General features: G+C 51.2%; 20 protein-coding genes, 1 tRNA gene and 1 pseudogene. 17 read left to right on the forward strand and 5 right to left on the reverse strand.

Annotated features, from left to right (window positions below; translation table 11 throughout):
- The first annotated feature begins 10 nt into the window (after nucleotides 1–10).
- The 7 genes from VGS11_11280 to VGS11_11310 all read left to right on the forward strand — a co-directional run bounded on the left by VGS11_11280 (nucleotide 11) and on the right by VGS11_11310 (nucleotide 5,130).
- The gene (locus VGS11_11280) at nucleotides 11–184 is read left to right on the forward strand and encodes a hypothetical protein (GenBank protein ID HEV2120666.1); all 174 of its coding nucleotides are present in this window, start codon (nucleotides 11–13) and stop codon (nucleotides 182–184) included.
- Nucleotides 185–364: 180 nt separating this feature from the next.
- A tRNA-Pro gene (locus VGS11_11285) sits at nucleotides 365–492 on the forward strand.
- A 142-nt stretch (nucleotides 493–634) separates the two neighbouring features.
- On the forward strand, nucleotides 635–1,492 hold the full coding sequence (locus VGS11_11290; protein HEV2120667.1) for a hypothetical protein: 858 nt from the start codon (nucleotides 635–637) through the stop codon (nucleotides 1,490–1,492).
- A 50-nt stretch (nucleotides 1,493–1,542) separates the two neighbouring features.
- On the forward strand, nucleotides 1,543–1,797 hold the full coding sequence (locus VGS11_11295) for a hypothetical protein (protein HEV2120668.1): 255 nt from the start codon (nucleotides 1,543–1,545) through the stop codon (nucleotides 1,795–1,797).
- A 174-nt stretch (nucleotides 1,798–1,971) separates the two neighbouring features.
- Nucleotides 1,972–2,913, forward strand: coding sequence for an ABC transporter ATP-binding protein (locus VGS11_11300; GenBank protein ID HEV2120669.1), 942 nt, complete (start codon nucleotides 1,972–1,974; stop codon nucleotides 2,911–2,913).
- Complete coding sequence (locus tag VGS11_11305) at nucleotides 2,913–3,872, forward strand: ABC transporter permease (GenBank protein HEV2120670.1); 960 nt, start codon at nucleotides 2,913–2,915, stop codon at nucleotides 3,870–3,872. The genes VGS11_11300 and VGS11_11305 overlap by 1 nt, the downstream gene beginning before the upstream one ends.
- 64 nt (nucleotides 3,873–3,936) lie before the next feature.
- Nucleotides 3,937–5,130 (forward strand): acyl-CoA dehydrogenase family protein, encoded by a 1,194-nt coding sequence (locus tag VGS11_11310; GenBank protein ID HEV2120671.1) that lies wholly within the window; start codon nucleotides 3,937–3,939, stop codon nucleotides 5,128–5,130.
- A gap of 97 nt (nucleotides 5,131–5,227) precedes the next feature.
- Here VGS11_11310 and VGS11_11315 read toward each other — a convergent pair whose 3' ends face one another.
- Complete coding sequence (locus tag VGS11_11315) at nucleotides 5,228–5,707, reverse strand: GNAT family N-acetyltransferase (protein ID HEV2120672.1); 480 nt, start codon at nucleotides 5,705–5,707, stop codon at nucleotides 5,228–5,230.
- Between the two features lie 54 nt (nucleotides 5,708–5,761).
- A complete protein-coding gene (locus VGS11_11320) occupies nucleotides 5,762–6,226 on the reverse strand; it encodes a hypothetical protein (protein ID HEV2120673.1) in 465 nt (154 codons plus the stop codon).
- Between the two features lie 165 nt (nucleotides 6,227–6,391).
- Here VGS11_11320 and VGS11_11325 point away from each other — a divergent pair, with 165 nt between their 5' ends.
- From VGS11_11325 to VGS11_11350, 6 genes and pseudogenes are all read left to right on the forward strand, one after another.
- Nucleotides 6,392–7,249, forward strand: coding sequence for an LLM class flavin-dependent oxidoreductase (locus VGS11_11325; protein ID HEV2120674.1), 858 nt, complete (start codon nucleotides 6,392–6,394; stop codon nucleotides 7,247–7,249).
- Between the two features lie 276 nt (nucleotides 7,250–7,525).
- A pseudogene (locus VGS11_11330) lies at nucleotides 7,526–8,110 on the forward strand (phosphotransferase).
- Nucleotides 8,111–8,130: 20 nt separating this feature from the next.
- Nucleotides 8,131–8,376, forward strand: a complete 246-nt coding sequence (locus tag VGS11_11335) for a hypothetical protein (protein ID HEV2120675.1) — start codon at nucleotides 8,131–8,133, stop codon at nucleotides 8,374–8,376.
- A 139-nt stretch (nucleotides 8,377–8,515) separates the two neighbouring features.
- Nucleotides 8,516–9,400 carry an MASE3 domain-containing protein gene (locus tag VGS11_11340; GenBank protein HEV2120676.1) on the forward strand — a complete coding sequence of 295 codons (885 nt, stop codon included), beginning with the start codon at nucleotides 8,516–8,518 and terminating at the stop codon, nucleotides 9,398–9,400.
- Between the two features lie 55 nt (nucleotides 9,401–9,455).
- Nucleotides 9,456–9,938 (forward strand): metallophosphoesterase family protein, encoded by a 483-nt coding sequence (locus VGS11_11345; GenBank protein HEV2120677.1) that lies wholly within the window; start codon nucleotides 9,456–9,458, stop codon nucleotides 9,936–9,938.
- Nucleotides 9,939–9,971: 33 nt separating this feature from the next.
- On the forward strand, nucleotides 9,972–10,628 hold the full coding sequence (locus VGS11_11350; protein HEV2120678.1) for a class I SAM-dependent methyltransferase: 657 nt from the start codon (nucleotides 9,972–9,974) through the stop codon (nucleotides 10,626–10,628).
- Here the strand turns inward: VGS11_11350 and VGS11_11355 are convergent.
- From VGS11_11355 to VGS11_11365, 3 genes are read right to left on the reverse strand one after another with little or no spacing between them, the layout of a single operon-like run.
- Nucleotides 10,625–10,978, reverse strand: a complete 354-nt coding sequence (locus VGS11_11355) for a luciferase family protein (GenBank protein HEV2120679.1) — start codon at nucleotides 10,976–10,978, stop codon at nucleotides 10,625–10,627. The two genes, VGS11_11350 and VGS11_11355, sit on opposite strands and share 4 nt — an antisense overlap.
- Nucleotides 10,979–10,992: 14 nt before the next feature.
- The gene (locus tag VGS11_11360; protein ID HEV2120680.1) at nucleotides 10,993–12,117 is read right to left on the reverse strand and encodes a hypothetical protein; all 1,125 of its coding nucleotides are present in this window, start codon (nucleotides 12,115–12,117) and stop codon (nucleotides 10,993–10,995) included.
- An 11-nt stretch (nucleotides 12,118–12,128) separates the two neighbouring features.
- Nucleotides 12,129–12,623, reverse strand: coding sequence for a hypothetical protein (locus VGS11_11365; protein HEV2120681.1), 495 nt, complete (start codon nucleotides 12,621–12,623; stop codon nucleotides 12,129–12,131).
- 148 nt (nucleotides 12,624–12,771) lie between these two features.
- Here VGS11_11365 and VGS11_11370 point away from each other — a divergent pair, with 148 nt between their 5' ends.
- From VGS11_11370 to VGS11_11385, 4 genes are all read left to right on the forward strand, one after another.
- Complete coding sequence (locus VGS11_11370; GenBank protein HEV2120682.1) at nucleotides 12,772–12,984, forward strand: hypothetical protein; 213 nt, start codon at nucleotides 12,772–12,774, stop codon at nucleotides 12,982–12,984.
- A gap of 87 nt (nucleotides 12,985–13,071) precedes the next feature.
- Complete coding sequence (locus VGS11_11375; protein HEV2120683.1) at nucleotides 13,072–14,031, forward strand: GNAT family N-acetyltransferase; 960 nt, start codon at nucleotides 13,072–13,074, stop codon at nucleotides 14,029–14,031.
- Between the two features lie 6 nt (nucleotides 14,032–14,037).
- The gene (locus VGS11_11380) at nucleotides 14,038–15,159 is read left to right on the forward strand and encodes a C45 family peptidase (protein HEV2120684.1); all 1,122 of its coding nucleotides are present in this window, start codon (nucleotides 14,038–14,040) and stop codon (nucleotides 15,157–15,159) included.
- Nucleotides 15,160–15,364: 205 nt separating this feature from the next.
- The gene (locus VGS11_11385) at nucleotides 15,365–16,273 is read left to right on the forward strand and encodes a hypothetical protein (GenBank protein HEV2120685.1); all 909 of its coding nucleotides are present in this window, start codon (nucleotides 15,365–15,367) and stop codon (nucleotides 16,271–16,273) included.
- Nucleotides 16,274–16,355 lie beyond the last annotated feature (82 nt).

The following is a 16,355-nucleotide window of genomic DNA, read 5'->3' on the forward strand; positions in this document are numbered from 1 at the left end:
TAGAGATACCATGGGCAAAGTAATGATCTCTCTATCGTCGGAAGCAGAACAGCTGGTAAGGCGAGAAGTTGACAAGGTATACTACGGAAGGACCGGGGGATTCAGCATCTTCTTCGAACATCTAGTCAGGACATACTTCAACGGACACAAGAAAGCCCCATCGGATCACAAGCAAGCGAAATAACAAGATCTCTGCCAAGAAAAATCATCGAGTCAAGTACGGCCAGTTACTCTAACAGAATATAGTTCAGTTCAACGTATTCAGATCGGTTCGCAGAGCCAGGAATCTGGCAGGGACCAACCTGCCTACTCCGATGGCCATCGAACCAAAGCATTTTGAATCATTGAATTCAGGCACGCGGCAGGGGCGGTGGTCCAGACCACCCGCATGTGGGGACAGCTTGGTCTAAGAGAGCTGGTAGGGAACTACCAGTTCGGGCAAATACTGGTCTCGGGCACCAGTGATCGTGGGTTCAAATCCCACCCGCCCCACTAACCCAACCTACCCTACCTTCGAGTCAACATCTCTGACATTCGTGACTCGACCTCTTGAATTTTTCAATTCTATTGTTCTTTAAATCAGGAGTCGGTTGTCGTATGTGAACTGGTTGGAGTCGCAGCGAGTCGGGGAATAGTGCCAGTCTACAGCCTAGTCGGTGGTATTCAGGTTGAATACGGAATTGGAGCCGGCCAGCCTATTGTCAAGCTCAAGTCGAGCCGGGGAATAGCGCATAGAGCTGTTTACACTGGGACTGGAGTTCTCTTATTCCACTGGGTCCAGGAGGGAAAGACTCAGGCTTGGAGGTGCGACTCTTCGATGCTGGATTCCCAGATTATTCAGCCTGAGGAAGCAACCGATTCTGACGGAAGCCAGACACTGACTTTCACACTTCAAGAGTCTATGCCCGCAGCTGGATTATTGCGGCGCCGATGGGAGGGAATGTTCCTCGCTCCAGCGATCCACATCGACGTCCCAATGGGACGCGACATCTGGGTTTTTCTCATAAGATCGCCATGGTTCCCCTTGAAACCCTCTGTAGGCAGGCCGCTCCTCTCAATCGCCCACGATCAGTCGATCGCTAACGCTTCCATAAACATCGACCCCACGGGAGGTCTAACAGCTTCGGTCTCGTACACGGGAACATCGTTCAAGAAAGTCTCCTTGGTGATAAGCCGGAGAGTAGGTGAGTTCGTATCCGAGGAGGTAATAGGAGAAGTCGGTTCTGGCACCGGAAATCTCTCTTGGCGTCCGATAATGCGAAGCTTCGATCTATGCTTTGCAATGTCTAGTTCGATGTCGATGGGAGAGCTTGCAGGAGTAGCCCGAGGCCTAGGAGCGCAGTTCTCCTCGGGATTCTTTGGACCCGGTTCTATAATCGGAGACTACATCCTATGTGACGGTCCAAGAACAGGATATTCACTGTTGTTGAGGGGCGATCTTGGCCTACTTCGCCACGAAGAAGATACGACTCAGGCAAGTCTTGCCTGGTGATGAAGACTCCCACTATGTTGTTATAGAACTGGGGATCAGTCTCTGACAGGTTGAGCGGCCAGCAAAATCGATCCGGGGTCATTGTTGCCATCGTTCTCCTCATGATATTCCTCTTATTCGGAGGCGTCGCAGCCTTTGCCACTGGACCACCCGGTGTCGCGTTTGGTGGCATTTTCTTCCTATTCTTCATTGTTATCATATCATCGTTGTTGCAAGGGCCGCAACGCAATCTGGGCCTGGGGTCCAGCGTCCGTATACTCAACAGATGGCTTTTTCTCCCCCGCCTCCTCCAGACACAATACTAGTGAAATGCCAATACTGTGGGATGAGTCAGCCGTTCAGAGAAAAATGCGTTGGCTGCGGGGCGCCTCTTCCGAAACCCAGTCTCTACTAGCGGTATCGCAAGTATAGAGAAGCGGCTAGTAAAACCACTAAATAGACCGTGCCGCGGCGATGCTCGTCACAAGTTGTGATGAGCGTTGCCTGAAGATCGTGCCATCGAGACTCATGATCTCTCGAAGAAGTATGGTGACAGGCTCGCGGTCGACAGGCTGAACCTCACAGTTGCCTCAAAGCAGGTTCACGGTTTTCTCGGCCCGAACGGGGCAGGCAAGTCTACCACGATCAAGATGATGGTCGGCCTGCTACGGCCAACTTCAGGCAGTCTCAGCATCCTCGGCCAAGGGGTCAACGGGGACAACCCCAAGGTCCGTCGCAGGATCGGCTACATGCCGGAGCTGCCAAGATTTCCAAAGCATCTCTCGGGGGAAGAACTGCTCGACGTTTACGGTCGCATGTATGGAATGTCGAAGACGGAAAGACGGGCGAGAATTCCAGAGCTCATCAAGATGGTCGGTCTTGAAGGACGAGGAAAGGACCGAATTGGAAAGTACAGCAAGGGTATGCAGCAACGTATCGGGATCGCTCAGGCTCTAGTCAGCGACCCTGAGCTAGTAATATTGGACGAGCCAAGCATAGGTCTCGACCCCGTCGGGATGGTCGAGGTTAGAAACATGGTCAAGGACATTGTCAAGTCCGGCACCACGGTCTTCTTCTCGTCACACCTTCTCGCTGAGGTGCAGCAGGTTTGCGATCACGTGACAGTTATCCATCTGGGTGTCGTGCGATACACCGGGACCTTAGAAGGCATCTCTAGCAAGGTTCTGGCGAAACGCAGGCTCGTCATCGAGCTTGAGAAACCAATAGACCCGGTTCTTGCCGCCTTGAAGACGTTGAAGTACGCGACTGTCGAAGCTAACATGAACACCTACACGCTCCACTTGGACACAACTGAGGACGTACGGGCGGAAGTCTCGCGCGCCATAACTGGGGCTGGAGGAGTAATTGTTAGGATGCAAGAGGAAGGAGGAGGACTTGAAGACGCCTTCCTCAGTTTGGTTGGGAAAGAGGGAATGGCCTGATGGCACAGCAGAAGAAGAGAGCTGGGATGCTAGCTGCCTTCGCCGCGATTCTCTACTACGAGTTCCTCTGGAACATTCGAAAGAAAAAGATCATCGCGATATTCATCATCATATTCGCCATTGCAACCGTCGAGCTCGCATTCACTCCTATAGCCGACGCTGTTGCAAATCCGCCCCAAACGCTCCAGGCGAATCCAACGTTCGCCTTTGATGGTATCGCGGCTCTCACTGGAATCTTCCTCTTCCTGGTCGGTGTAGCCACGACGATGAACAGTATCTCAGGCGAGTTTGAGTCCGGAACAATAGTTCCACTGTTGACAAAACCTGTTTCGAAAACCCTTGTCTTCGCAGGAAAGATAGTCGGAGCAGTAGTGACGCTGCTCGCCGCCTACGCATTCCTCGTCGCATACGTAACAATCGGTGGCACTGTGATCTACGGCCCGCAAAACAATCTGAACGTGATTCCTCTCGGGATCTTAGGCTTAACCATAGGCAGTATGGTTTGGGCTTTGATAGCACTAACCCTGGGCACGCTCTCCAAGAACTCTGTCCTTGCAGCCTTAGGGTCCTTCGGCTTCTACATCGGACTACTCATAGGCGGAACGCTCATTGCGGCACGACTAGGAGCATCAACCATACTGTTCTACGCACCTGGCATGGGCGCAACTGGGACAACTGGCGAGTGTGCGGGCGTGACCCGTGGCGAGGGCCAAACGTTCAGCACCGGAACGGACGCGCTAGGCTCAATGCTAATGCAATGGGTTCTGAACCCGGGACAAGTGTTGAACTTCTGCGGCTTCCAATTCCGTGCATCAGGGGCCCCGACCACGACTCTGCTCGCATCAGACACCTTCGCAAATGTCGCATTCAGAGATCTCTGGGTCTCTCTCGTCTACATAGCAGCGCTCTTGCTTCTAAGCTGGTTCGCATTCCGCCGATCCCAGATCTCGGAATCGTAAGTCTATCGCGATTCAAAGTTTAAAGGAACGACAGGCTCCCAAACGCCCCGAGCACCTGTTCGAATTGACAAGTACCATTCTTCCACGTTCAGCCGACTACGAGGTCAAGTTGACCCCGGACCATGAAAGCCTCCGGAATACCATCCGTGATTTTGCCGAGAAACAGATCCGGCCGATAGCTAGCGAGATTGATCGCAAGAACCACATTCCCCGTGAACTGCTCAACCAGCTTGCAAAGCTCGGCCTGACAGCGATCACCTACAAAGAAGAGTATGGTGGGCTGGGCGCCGACTTATTATCGATGGTTATCGCGCTCGAGGAATTGGCCCGCGTCTCAGCTGCCTGCTCGACAGTTTTTGTTGCTAGTCATCTTGTTTCTGAGCCGTTGAATGAATGGGGAACGGAGGAGCAGAAGAAACGCTACCTCGTCCCGATGATCGCAGGCGAGAAGATCGGGGCTCACGCCATGACCGAGCCGGGCGCAGGGTCAGATGTGGCGGGGATCAAGTCCACCGCGAAACTTCACGGGACACATTGGGAAATCTCTGGACGAAAGACCTTCATCACAAACGGCGAGATAGCGGACCTCTACCTTGTCTTCGCAAGAACGAGCCCGCCGCCTAGCAGACAAGAGAGACACAAGGGGCTCAGCGCATTTCTAGTCGAGAGAGGAACCGGGGGATTCGAGGTCGCAAGCAAGATCGAGACAATTGGACTGCGCGGCTCGCAACCATCCGAGCTCGTCCTTGACCATGTGAAAGTTCCCAAGGACAACTTGCTAGGAAAAGAGGGCGACGGTTTCTATGTTGGAGTGAGAACCTATGACCGCGGCAGGATCGACGTCGCCGCGCAAGGAGTTGGGATTTGTCAGGCAGCATATGAAGCGGCGGTAAGCTACGCGCAGACACGAACCAGCTTTGAAAAACCATTAGTGGAGTTCCAACAGGTTCAGTACAAGCTTGCCGAGATGGCCATGGGATTGCACACCGCGAGACTGTTGACATATTGGGCTGCGTCTCTCAAGGATCAGGGAAAAGACTTCGTGAAAGCATCGTCCATCGCGAAGGTCACCTCGACTGAGGCTGCAGAGAAACTGTCGTTGCTTGCGATGATGATACACGGCGGTTATGGTGTCGCGACGGAATATCCGGTGGAACGGTTTCTGCGGGACTCGCAGATCATCAAGACATACGAGGGCACTAACGATATTCAGAGACTGACAATCGCGAAGCAGTTATTGAGGGAACTGAAAACATAGCCTTGAACAAAGTCTCTGATCGAGAGGATGGAAAACCGCACTGTTGTCGCGATCGTGCTTCTTGCAACGGGGCATTCTCCAGAAGAACATCAAAAGTCTACATATACTTCTCTAAGTAAATCACGTCTGCAGTTTCCCCCGGCGTCACTTTATCTCGTTCGCAATGTAGAAAACGAAATCCGATCCCGTAGTAGAATGGAATCGACGCAGTATTTCTCCAGGTAACCCAAACAAGTGCGCGCTTCGCACCAGAACTTTTCATAGCTGATACAACTGATTCCACGAGCTTTTTCCCGAGGCCTTTTCGCCTATGATTTTCAATGATGGCAAGGTCTTCTATCTCGCCCTGCTCTTCTTGTAGACTCCCCATGACAAATCCAACTAACTTGTCATCGTCTACTGCAACGAAAGCTAGGTTTGGAAATTCTTTGAATATTTTGAGGATGTATTGCTTGTATAAGTCTCGACTGGCTTTTGGATTTGCCAACAGTGCAAGTTTCATGATCTGGTCTAGCCTTGCATCGAAATCAGCTTGCACCATGGCTCTGATATTGCCGGTTGGCCTGGATTGCTGCACCCTTGACCATCCTTGCTACTTGGGCGGTTCAAACGACCTATGAGAAGTCCGGTATCAGATTACACGAATTGGCCTTGGAGAGGAGCTTTGAAGCTTGTAATGGCGAACTATCGTTTTTGCGACATTTATTGGAGTTCGATCTGTCGTATCTATACTCAAACTTGCGCGAGATGGGATTTCTGAATCAAGATTATGTCTTTGGAAGAGGTCGCTAAGCAGCTTCTCGCTCCCAACTTTTCCCATCCGTCTCCTTTGACTCGCCTTGACACGCCTGACCAATTCTATGCGATCGCAGTAGAGCCGCACGAGGCACACTTGTTCACTATGCGACGTTACCCTTTGGATGTCATTCTTCACAAACTTGTCGTCCTCGCTCTTGCCGTAGACAAAGGTGAAAATTGTATCAATTCCTTCCCTCGCAGCCTCCTCTAGCATCTCAAGCCGGTACTTTCCGGTGAGGCGCCCGAAGGGCTTTGTTCCAAACTCGAAAAATGGACTGTACAAACTGGATCGAGACATGATTGTGGAAAAGTTTGAACCCTGTCAGCTTTGCCAATTCAGTTGCGACTGTTAGCTTGCCAGACGCTGGAGGTCCGTAGATGAAAACGAGTCTCATTAGGCTGAAAGACAGCTCTCCCAAGTTGAAATAAATAGTTGCCAGAGCTCAGCGTAGGGAGTTGAGTTTTGAGGTTCATTCTCTCAGGTCTCGGAAACTGGTACAATGGCTGGAGCCTCACCGATCAAGCAGTTCAGCTTGCCGACAAGCTCGGGTTCTGGGGCGCGGTTATCCCGGACCACTACATGTGGGCTGAAGCCTACGGACAGCAACAGAAAGACTCGACCCTAGAAAGCTGGATCGCCCTCACCTACCTCACGGCCAAAACCCAGAACATCAAACTCGGAACGCTCGTCACCCCGATCCCGTTTCGTCCACCAGGAATGCTGGCCAAGATGGTGTCCACCATGGACATACTGTCGTCAGGACGAGCAGTCCTCGGCGTTGGCGCCGGATGGTCGCAGACGGAGTTCGAGGGATACGGCACATGGGACGATTCGAAAACTCGGGTCGAGAAGACAAAGGAAGGCTTAGAGCTGATCCTACAGCTCTGGCAGAAACCACAGGTCAACTTCAAGGGAAAATACTACCACGCAAAAGGAGCGATTCTAGAACCCAAACCAGTCCAGAAACCCCATCCACCACTACTATTCGGAGGCGTCGGGACACAAATGCTACGGCTCGCCGGCCAATACTCCGACATCTGTCACATCCCGCCCTGGGTCCATGTTCCTATGGAGAAGGCACGATCAATCGTCAAGCAGGAGGCGCGAAGGTTCCATCGAGAGGACAAGGTGGCTATTGCGGCGGGGTCCGTTGCTAATCGAGACCCGAAGTTCGACCTGAAAGCAGTCGGGCATGATGTGGAAAAGGCCGCGAAAGACGGAGCCCTATACTACATTGCACCCCTCCACCGCAGCGGGTATCTTGACAACCTCAAAGAATTCGCAAAAAGCATCATACCCTCGTACTCAGGCCTAGACTAGAACGAGCATCGCGTACGACAACTTTCATCGATTACATATCTTAGCGGAACGCCATTCCATATGTACTGACAAATCCGAGAGGAATAGATCACACTGGAGGAAGCATTACTCTGCGAATTCCCTGGGAAGTCAAGGATGCAACCCCATCATGGAATATTGGTCGAATCGTAACATGTAGACGCGCGAGAAAGGGCGAAGTCAACCACAACTTCATCATCAGAACACCCAAAGGAAAATACGTCCTGCGACAAAGTTTCCCATACTCATCACAAAACCCCTCGTGATATGAATTTTGAACTAGACTATCTTGACTATCTCAGGCAAGGCGGTTTCCCGTACCAGATACCCTCTGCGATCCCAACTAAGAATGGTGAACTGTTCGTTAACGTCCGCGGCCGCTACTGTTGGCTCTACACATTCATCGAAGGTGTTGCCACACGCAGATTTAGCGAGAAGTGTCTCGCCCAGCTTGCGAGAACGATGGCAACATATCACCTGATGATAGAAAAGTCACACCTCACCAACGGAAAACCCCGCTCGGATTTGTTCAATAGGACTCCTGTGTTGAGGGAGATTGGAGATTTCCGGGCGGAGATTCTTCGCGGGAATCGAGCCAACCGAGCAGATGCTGGGTTTGTGAAGGAATCTAAGATATTAGAGAGAATACTGCGTGGTTTGGATGAAAGTCAGTATTCGAACTTGAAACGATATCCAATTCATGGTGAGATTAATCCAGAAAATCTGGTCTGGAAAAATGGCAGCCTGGTTGGGCTGCTTGACTTCGAGAATGTTAGCACGACGGATGGACCAACTGCAACACGGCATTCAGAGAACAAAAGGTCAAGTCCCAACTGGACCTAAATCTCGCCAAACGATTCCTGTTGTACTACGAGCAATATCATCCCATCCCCGACATCGAGGTCCGGCTTATTCAGGACCTGATGACCGCAAGTTTCATCGAGGATTTTGTCTACGCGTTTTGGATGTTGAGGAACGATCCTGAAAGGGCGAGGGGGTACAGGCTTACCCTGTATTCGAGAGCTGCACAATGGAGTCATTCGAACAGAGAGCGAATTGTGGAGACCTTTCTAAGAACGAAAAATAACCTGATCATGGCGGATCAGTAGAGTTCTTCGAGAAATTATGAAACTCTGATCGGATACTAGCACGATTAGCTGTCTCATGAACGAGGGTTACAATCTTCTCATATCAGCGGGAGCCCAGCGATGGCTGGCCCAGTAAGAGGTCCGGTTGCTGCGACGGCCTTTGCCAAGAACAAACAGAAACATTCGTGAACCTAACTCAATCGGGCAAGTCGGACAGACCCAGGGAACAATTCCGCCCCGGTGGAGACCGAGCCTAATCGTTGCGGTTCCACTCCCCGTTGTAATAGCCTCGGTAGTTGTCTTCGACATCATCCTGCCGCCCACGGCACAGTTTAGCAAAGGATTGGCGTTTGAGCCTCCGTTTCTATACGCGGTGCTGTCCACTGTCTTTCTTGCCATCACGTCTTTCATGGTAGGCTATGTTTCCTTCAAGAGTTACATGCAGAACGGCTGGACGTTTCTCGTCCTCATGGGCAGCGGAGCATTAGCGTGGGGTTCAGCCTCTCTCCTCTCAGGTTGGCTATCGAATCTTCCAAGCGGACCCAATGCAGCGATAACAATCTCGAACACTGGAGCACTAGTTGCATCAATATTCCACACGGCTAGTGCGACCTGGTCCAAAGGCCCATCGTTGAAGAAGGATCCTCGAGTTCGAAGGTCAGTATTGTTCCTCGCCTATGGGGGTGTTCTCGCATTCACTACTATATTCGCTGTGGTCGCACTCGAAGGTATGACTCCACTCTTCTTCGTTCCGGGAGTTGGCCAGACGCCCTTACGCATGGCCGTTCTCATAAGCGCAATCGCTCTTTTCGCGGCATCATCGACCCTCTTTACCAGACGATATTTCCTTTCAGGGTCGAAGTCAAGCACTCTCTACTGGTATTTTCTTGCCCTCGGACTGACAGGAGTGGGACTAGCTGCGGTCTTCTTCGGCAGAGCTCCTGGCGATCCTATTTCGTGGACCGGGAGAATTGCAATGTTCCTCGGGGGGACGTATTTTCTGAAAGCTGTTCATACGGCTTTCAATGGAATAGGCGCCCGTTAGAGATCCTGGAAAACTTAGAAACCTCGGGACCCATCGATCCTGACGCCCGGTACTCATGAAGATATGCGTCATATCTGATACTCACACGGACTCCATTGACAATCTGCCACAGCAGGTTCTTGACGAACTGTCGGGCGCTGATATGATAATTCACGCCGGGGACTTCACCGGGAGGAGTCTAGTGGACGCGTTGCGCAAGATGCGCCCGTTCAGAGGAGTATATGGAAACATTGACGGGCCCGATGTCAGGAGGGAATTGCCGGCGGTCGCTCTCGTAGAGGTAGAAGGTTTGAAGATTGGTGTGAACCATCCTGCGGAGGGAGGCTCTCCGCTTACCCTTGAGCAAAGGTTGAGGCCCAAATTTACCGGGGTCCAGGCGATTATTCACGGTCACAGTCATCGGACGAAGAACGATTACCGTGACGGCATTCTTTGGTTCAACCCAGGCAGCGCGACAGGAAGGCTTCCCGCCACAAAGAAAACCTACGGTATTCTGACAATCAACAAAGAGATTCGTGGAGAGATCATCACCATCTAAGTAGTCCGATGAGTTACTGCTGGTTGACACTCAATGCGTCCGAAAGAGGCTCATCCATGGGAGCTTGCCTGGCGGGAAGAGAGATGGGCGGAGACTTCCCCACCATTACTTCTTGTTGCTGATTTCGCAGAGGATCTGAAACGAGATGGCGCAAGGAGAGTTCTTGACCTGGGCTGTGGCGCGGGTCGCCATTCCATACTTCTCGCAAAGGCGGGTTTTCAGGTCGTAGCTCTTGACATTTCGGAAACTGCGCTTAAGACCGTCGAGGATCGTTTGAGGACTGCTTCCATCGACAATGTAACTCTTGTCGAGCATGAGATGTGGGAGCTTCCGTTCACAGAGGATTACTTTGACGGCATTGTCTGCACAAACGTTCTCCACCACGGGAAACTCGCGCAAATCAAGCAGGCGACCAAGGAAATTCATCGGGTCATGAAAAAAGGAGCCTCAGCTTTCGTTATCGCCTTATCTACGGCAGACTTCAGAAAAGGTAACGGTAGAAAACTGGAATCAAATACCTACGTTTTCACAGAGGGGGAGGAGCGAGGAATAATCCATCACTTCTTCCCGCGAAAGGAACTAGAATCCTGTTTCAGAAAATTCGAGACCGTATCCTTCGAAGAGAGGTTAATCCCTATTGAAGCCGGAGGAAACCGTGCCCACTTTCTGGTGAAACTAAGAAAGTCCTAGGGTGCTCGGTTAGTACCTTGGACCCGCTTCAACGTGTGAGCCGTCATCAGCTTGTCTGCATTATCATACGCTAGGCGAATCAGTTCTTTCGCCTTCTCAGAATCCTCTTCTGAACGGATTCTGAACGTGACCCAACCGGCTTCATGATGCACGAAGCGATGCGGTTCAGCCTTACCCTCCTTCAACATTCGCTCTTGGTCTTGTTTGGAGAGCCTGATGTCAAGCTGCAAAGTCCCATGAGTATGCATGAATTCAAGACCGTGGACCTGAAATTCTATCCCGCCGAGTCTGTGCAAACCCTTTGTGACATTCGGGAGCTGCAGAGTCCAATTTTGAAGAGACTCAGTCAACGGCGATTCGTCTCCTATCTAACAAGCAATCTTCCGTCCTCCATAACCCTCTGACCGTCAATTGTTACTGTGGCCTTGGTCATCGAGGCCCACCATGTACCGCTCGCGATATTTTTCCCTCCCTCAGCGCTGCTGTGGCCGAATCCCAAGATGATGCTTCCCAGGACTTTGTCATCCTGAGTAAACCCGTGGCGAAGCTTGGGGTTCAGTCCGAATCCGAAATAGGCGAAGCGATTCTCATCGCCCGTTCCCTCTCTAAGATAACGTTCGAAGATCTCCTTTCCAGTTCTCGCAGAAAACTGTTTTATTCGGCCCTGTGCTACTTGAAAGGTCAAGCCCTCAACCTGACCTCTTTCAGAGCGGATTAATGTGTCATAGACTATTCGTCCTACAGCGCTATCCTCTGTAGCTGAAACTTCGATTCCACCAGTTGGCAAGAAAACTACCTCTCCTCTCTCGGCTTTCTCTTCTGTTGCCAGGCCGTACGAATAGTCGAGTGGGCGGTTGTCGAGTCTGAATCTGATATCAGTTCCAAACGGTGTTGTTACGTGCACCTGTCCTTCTCCGCTCATCAAGGGTTCCAATGCACGTCCACGTGAAGCCATCTCGCCCGAGTCGGCGGTACACCCTTCAAACATTACTCGTCTCCAATCAGCTAAATCCAGCCCCATTCCCTCTGCACGCTCTGGGGTCGCGAGTGTAGCCTCGATTGCCACCATCCTCACCTTGTTTCTCCTAGCTACTTTTCCCCAGTGTTCAGCAAACCTGCTCTTATCGTATCTAGCGTCGAGCCATACACTAACCGACTTTCGTCTCTCAGCAGGAATCTTATCCCACGGAATGGGCTTTCTCGGTCCCAAAGTGTAGATGTAGATGTCAGTCTTTTCCAATGCAGCGACAAGATGAGCTGGCAAATTGTCAAGGAGTTCCAGTGGAGCTTCGATCATAGATCGCAACCAGAGGTCTTCTGGCTGAACCGTCAGAAGTATCTCGCAGCTACGTTTCTTGGACTCCCAGGCGAGGTCTGACGCTAGTTCAAGAGTGTGGTCCCAGCTGTTGATCCACACGCGCTGACCAGGCTTTGTGCTAAGACAGCCATCAAGGATTCGTTTTGAGAGTGTTACTTGCTCGGTATCCATTCCTGCGAGTCCTACTTGTTCCGGGGTCTCTCCCTGAGGTGTTTCCTGCCAATGTATAGCAGATGTTCAGCGGCTCCATGCAGGCTCGGGTCTTTTCCAAGTCTATAGTTTAGGTCGATCCATGAGTCGAACTCATTGCCCTTCAACTCATTTATTTTTTCTTCAATCATACTGACCGCTCCTTCACAACCGATGAGGTCTAGGTCTTCGAATCCATTTCTCTTCATCAACGGCCTTATTTCAGTAGGATGGACGAAATGCGAATTCGTGAATCCCACACCCGCCTTTGAGGGAATGCCAGTAGCAGCGGGACGCCACACGCCTATTTCCAAGAGCTCTTTTCCCTGCGAAAGCCACTCAGGTTCATTCTTCGCTGACCAGCGCAAAGGAGCATATCGGGTGATGAAGGTCGCGAATACCAATCCATTCTTCTTGAGGACCCTGTGAGTTTCCTTCACAGCTTGCTCCCGGCTGTCTACATCGAGGAGATGATACAGTGGCCCCATCAGCAAACACAACATCGAAACTACTATCTCTGAACCGACGGAGGTCGGTTGCGTTTCCACGCAGACACTCGGCCAAGCTCACGCCTGCTTCCCCGGCCTTTTCCTTAGCAAGTTGAAGGCAGCCCTCAGAGAGGTCCAACAAAGTGACTTGATAACCAAGTTTAGCAAGGGCGACAGAATATCGGCCCGGACCCCCGCCTACATCCAACACGTCAGCAGGCAAATGCGGGAGATAGTCCTTGAGCGCTCTCAGCGTTACGGCGAATTCGGTCCTATGACGGTCAAGTCTGTCCCACTCATTCTCAGCGTTCTTATCATAGAAGGCTTGAACCTCGTCCAAGGTTTCAGGTCCAGATACTGACCGACTAAGGTGCACGCAGGTCACTACAAAGGTTTAATCGCTCGCTCCTCCGTCTCGTATAATATGTCGAGACAGTGGACACTCCCGTTGCAAATCAGCGAATTCAAGGCTGATGATTACGGGAAGTTGGCCCGCGTCTTCGGCTCTATCTTTCCTGATTATGACCGGACACCCGAAGAGTGGCGGTTTGAAGATGAGAGTCTCGACAAGTCGAAGTTCCATTTCAAACGTTACTCCTGTTTTGGCCCGGAGGTTCAGGACCTCGTTGGGTTTGCTCAGTGTCAACACATTCCCTGGATGTATCATCCGAAGAAACTCTGGTTCGATATCTGGGTCGATCCGCAGCATCAGGGAAAAGGCATTGGTAGCGCACTCTACGACCGGCTGAATCAGGACTTCAAGGAACTTAGAACTGTCACATCTTGGACCGGCGTAAAGGAGGACATGCCCTACCCGATCAAGTTCGCATTGAATCGAGGGTTTCACGAGAAGATGCGAGCCTGGGAATCACGACTGAATCCATCAACGGTCAATCCAGTTCTCTTCAAAAAATACGTGGACAAGGCATCCCAGCACGGCATCAGTATAGTCACCTTTGCAGACGAGATGAAGACTGATCCCGAGTGTCATAGGAAACTCCATGCGCTTGTACAAGCGATTTCTGAGGATATTCCGCGACCAGAACAGTTTACACCCGTCTCTTTTGAGCAGTGGTCTGCCTTCGAAATGAAGAATCCTAACCTGGTCCCTCAGGGATACATGATAGCCAAAGACGGCGACAAGTATGTGGGAATGAGTACCGTATGGAAGGATCAGAAACATCCCAAATGGCTCTACCAGGGTTTGACAGGGGTTGTCCGAGAATATCGAGGGCGTGGAATAGCCATCGCGTTGAAACTCAAGGTCATCGAGTTTTCAAAGAATAACAAGTATGAGAAGCTCAAGACATGGAACGACTCTACCAACGCACCCATGCTCGGGATCAACGTGAAGCTCGGCTTCAAACGAGAAGTAGGCTGGATAACTCTCGAGAAGAACCTGGCATAGATCAGAATGAACACGCCCCTTCCCACCCTGACCCTCAAGGGCTCACCGTACCAGATAGGATACAAGCATGGGAAGAAGGCTCGACCAGAAATCGAGCACAACCTGGGAGTCTATTTTCGACGCTTCAAAAGCGAAACTGAACTTTCGCACGAAGTAGCTATCAGTCGGGCTGCAAAACTTCTAGACGTCATCAACAAAGTCAGCCCCGAATATGCTACAACGATGAAGGGCGTTGCCGCTGGCTCGGGCCAGGAAATACTTGACATCACAGCATTGAACGTTCGGTACGAATTGATGTACAGTCAGTTCTCGAAGATTGGATTAAAGCTGATTCCCAAGACTTTCGGTTGCACAGCCTTCGCCACGCTTCCGACGGCAGTTGACAATGGACATTTGATAATGGCCCAGAACTGGGACTGGATACCCGAAGTCGACGGGCTCTTTCTAAAAGTCAGAAACGAGAACGGACCGGATGTCTTGTCGTTTACTGAAGCGGGAGTTGTCGGAGGCAAGATCGGTTTGAACTCTGAGGGGGTCGGTCTGCTCATTAATGGAATCGTATCCAGTAAGGATGACTGGGCACGGCTCAAGAAACCCTTCCACGTCCGGTGCTGGGAAATACTGAAGTCGAAAACTCTGGGACGCGCAGTTAAGGCAGTCGCTGAGGGTCAGAGGAATTGTTCAGCCAACTTCATCCTAGGTCAACAAAGAAAGCTCGGGTCGGGAAAAGTTGTCGACATTGAATCTGCGCCAGATGCAGTTTGCGAGCTTGAACCAGATCGAGGGGCAGTTGCTCACACGAACCATTTCTCGAATCCAAAAATTCTCGGCGTCAAACAGGTCGACGACGAGGAGCGACTGTCAACTCGTCAGCGATATCGGCGAATCCAGAAGCTCCTAGACGGAACAGTCCGGTCCGGAGAAAAGCTGGACCTCAGCATGGCTCAAAGTATGTTGAGGGATCACTATGGGAAACCCGAGTCCGTGTGTCGACATGCGAATTTGAAACTGCCCGAGTACGAAAGATACGAGACAGTGGTCTCGGTGGTCATGGACCTGTACTCGAGAAAACTATGGGCGACAACCGGAACACCTTGCTCTGCAGAGTACCAATTTGCCAAACTGTGAGAAAGTCGCGCGGTTCATTGTCAGTGATCACACTATTACGAAGGTTTGTTCGGATCTGGCTCGCCAATCTTGCAAGCCATTCATGCCCTCAAGAATACCCGTAGGTATCCATTTGTTGCTCGATTGACCACTAGACATCACTTTCCCAGCGTCTCCTTCCTCCACCCTTAAATTCTCTGGAGCCAAACCCTTAGACGTCCAGATCATGAGGACACGCGATCATCGAATAATATTACTCACTCTAGCATTAGCCAGCCTGCTTGGCTCAAACCTTGAAGCCGCTCATGCACAACCTATCGACTCTGGCCATGCGTTGAAAATCTTCAGCGTCAATACCATCAGTAACCCGGGCTTCGAAGAGATCGTGTCCGGGACCAATCAACCTGCGAGTTGGCAGGCAGACTACTACGACTCTAACGCTGGAAGCAGCGTAAGCGGGAACAGCACACTCAGTCACTCGGGAGATTACTCTGCGCGCATTGACATTGCGCAAAATCAGTCATTGGCCAGAACGGGCAATCCTGTCACCTTCGCCACGACAAGGCTCTACCAAGTATTCTCTTCTAACATACTTGTTAGCAATCTGACGAGTCGTCCAGACGGGCTTAGCGTCTGGTTCTATATTCACCCAAAATTTTCCGGTTTTACACTTCTACAAGTAAAAGTCAAGGCCGCTGACACGGTGGAGCTCGACTATGAGCTGGGAAACCCGGCTCTCGGTATAAGTTTCATCAACTCGACGAATGGTGGGGAAGCGGGACTTCCAGTCAAATCAATAGTGCTCCCTCCCCCCAGCCTAAACCAGTGGAACAATCTCGCCAGAAACCTCAGACAAGACTGGTTGGCCCCGCTGACTCTTTCAAATGGTACCTCAATCTCAGGATTGTTTCGAGAGAATCAGACGCTTTTCCGGCTTGAGTTCGACGCCTTCTTTTTTGAAGACCAACTATCGGGGACAACTTATGGAGAAACTGTTTGGATAGATGATGTGGCAGTCTACTTGGACACCCTAGCCCAACCTGGTCATGGCTTCGACAAAGGCTGCCAATCTGCCCAGAGTAATCTTTTCGAGCAGCCACACCCCTCACTGAATCATTGTAAGGATCTGGTTTGAACAACTTTCATAGAACCAAGAATTCCGACGAAATTCATGGATCTAACTTCTGCCACCCATAGAGACTATTCCTCGAGTCTCT

Source organism: Candidatus Bathyarchaeia archaeon (assembly GCA_035935655.1).
In the GTDB taxonomy this organism is placed as follows: Archaea; Thermoproteota; Bathyarchaeia; order 40CM-2-53-6; family 40CM-2-53-6; genus 40CM-2-53-6.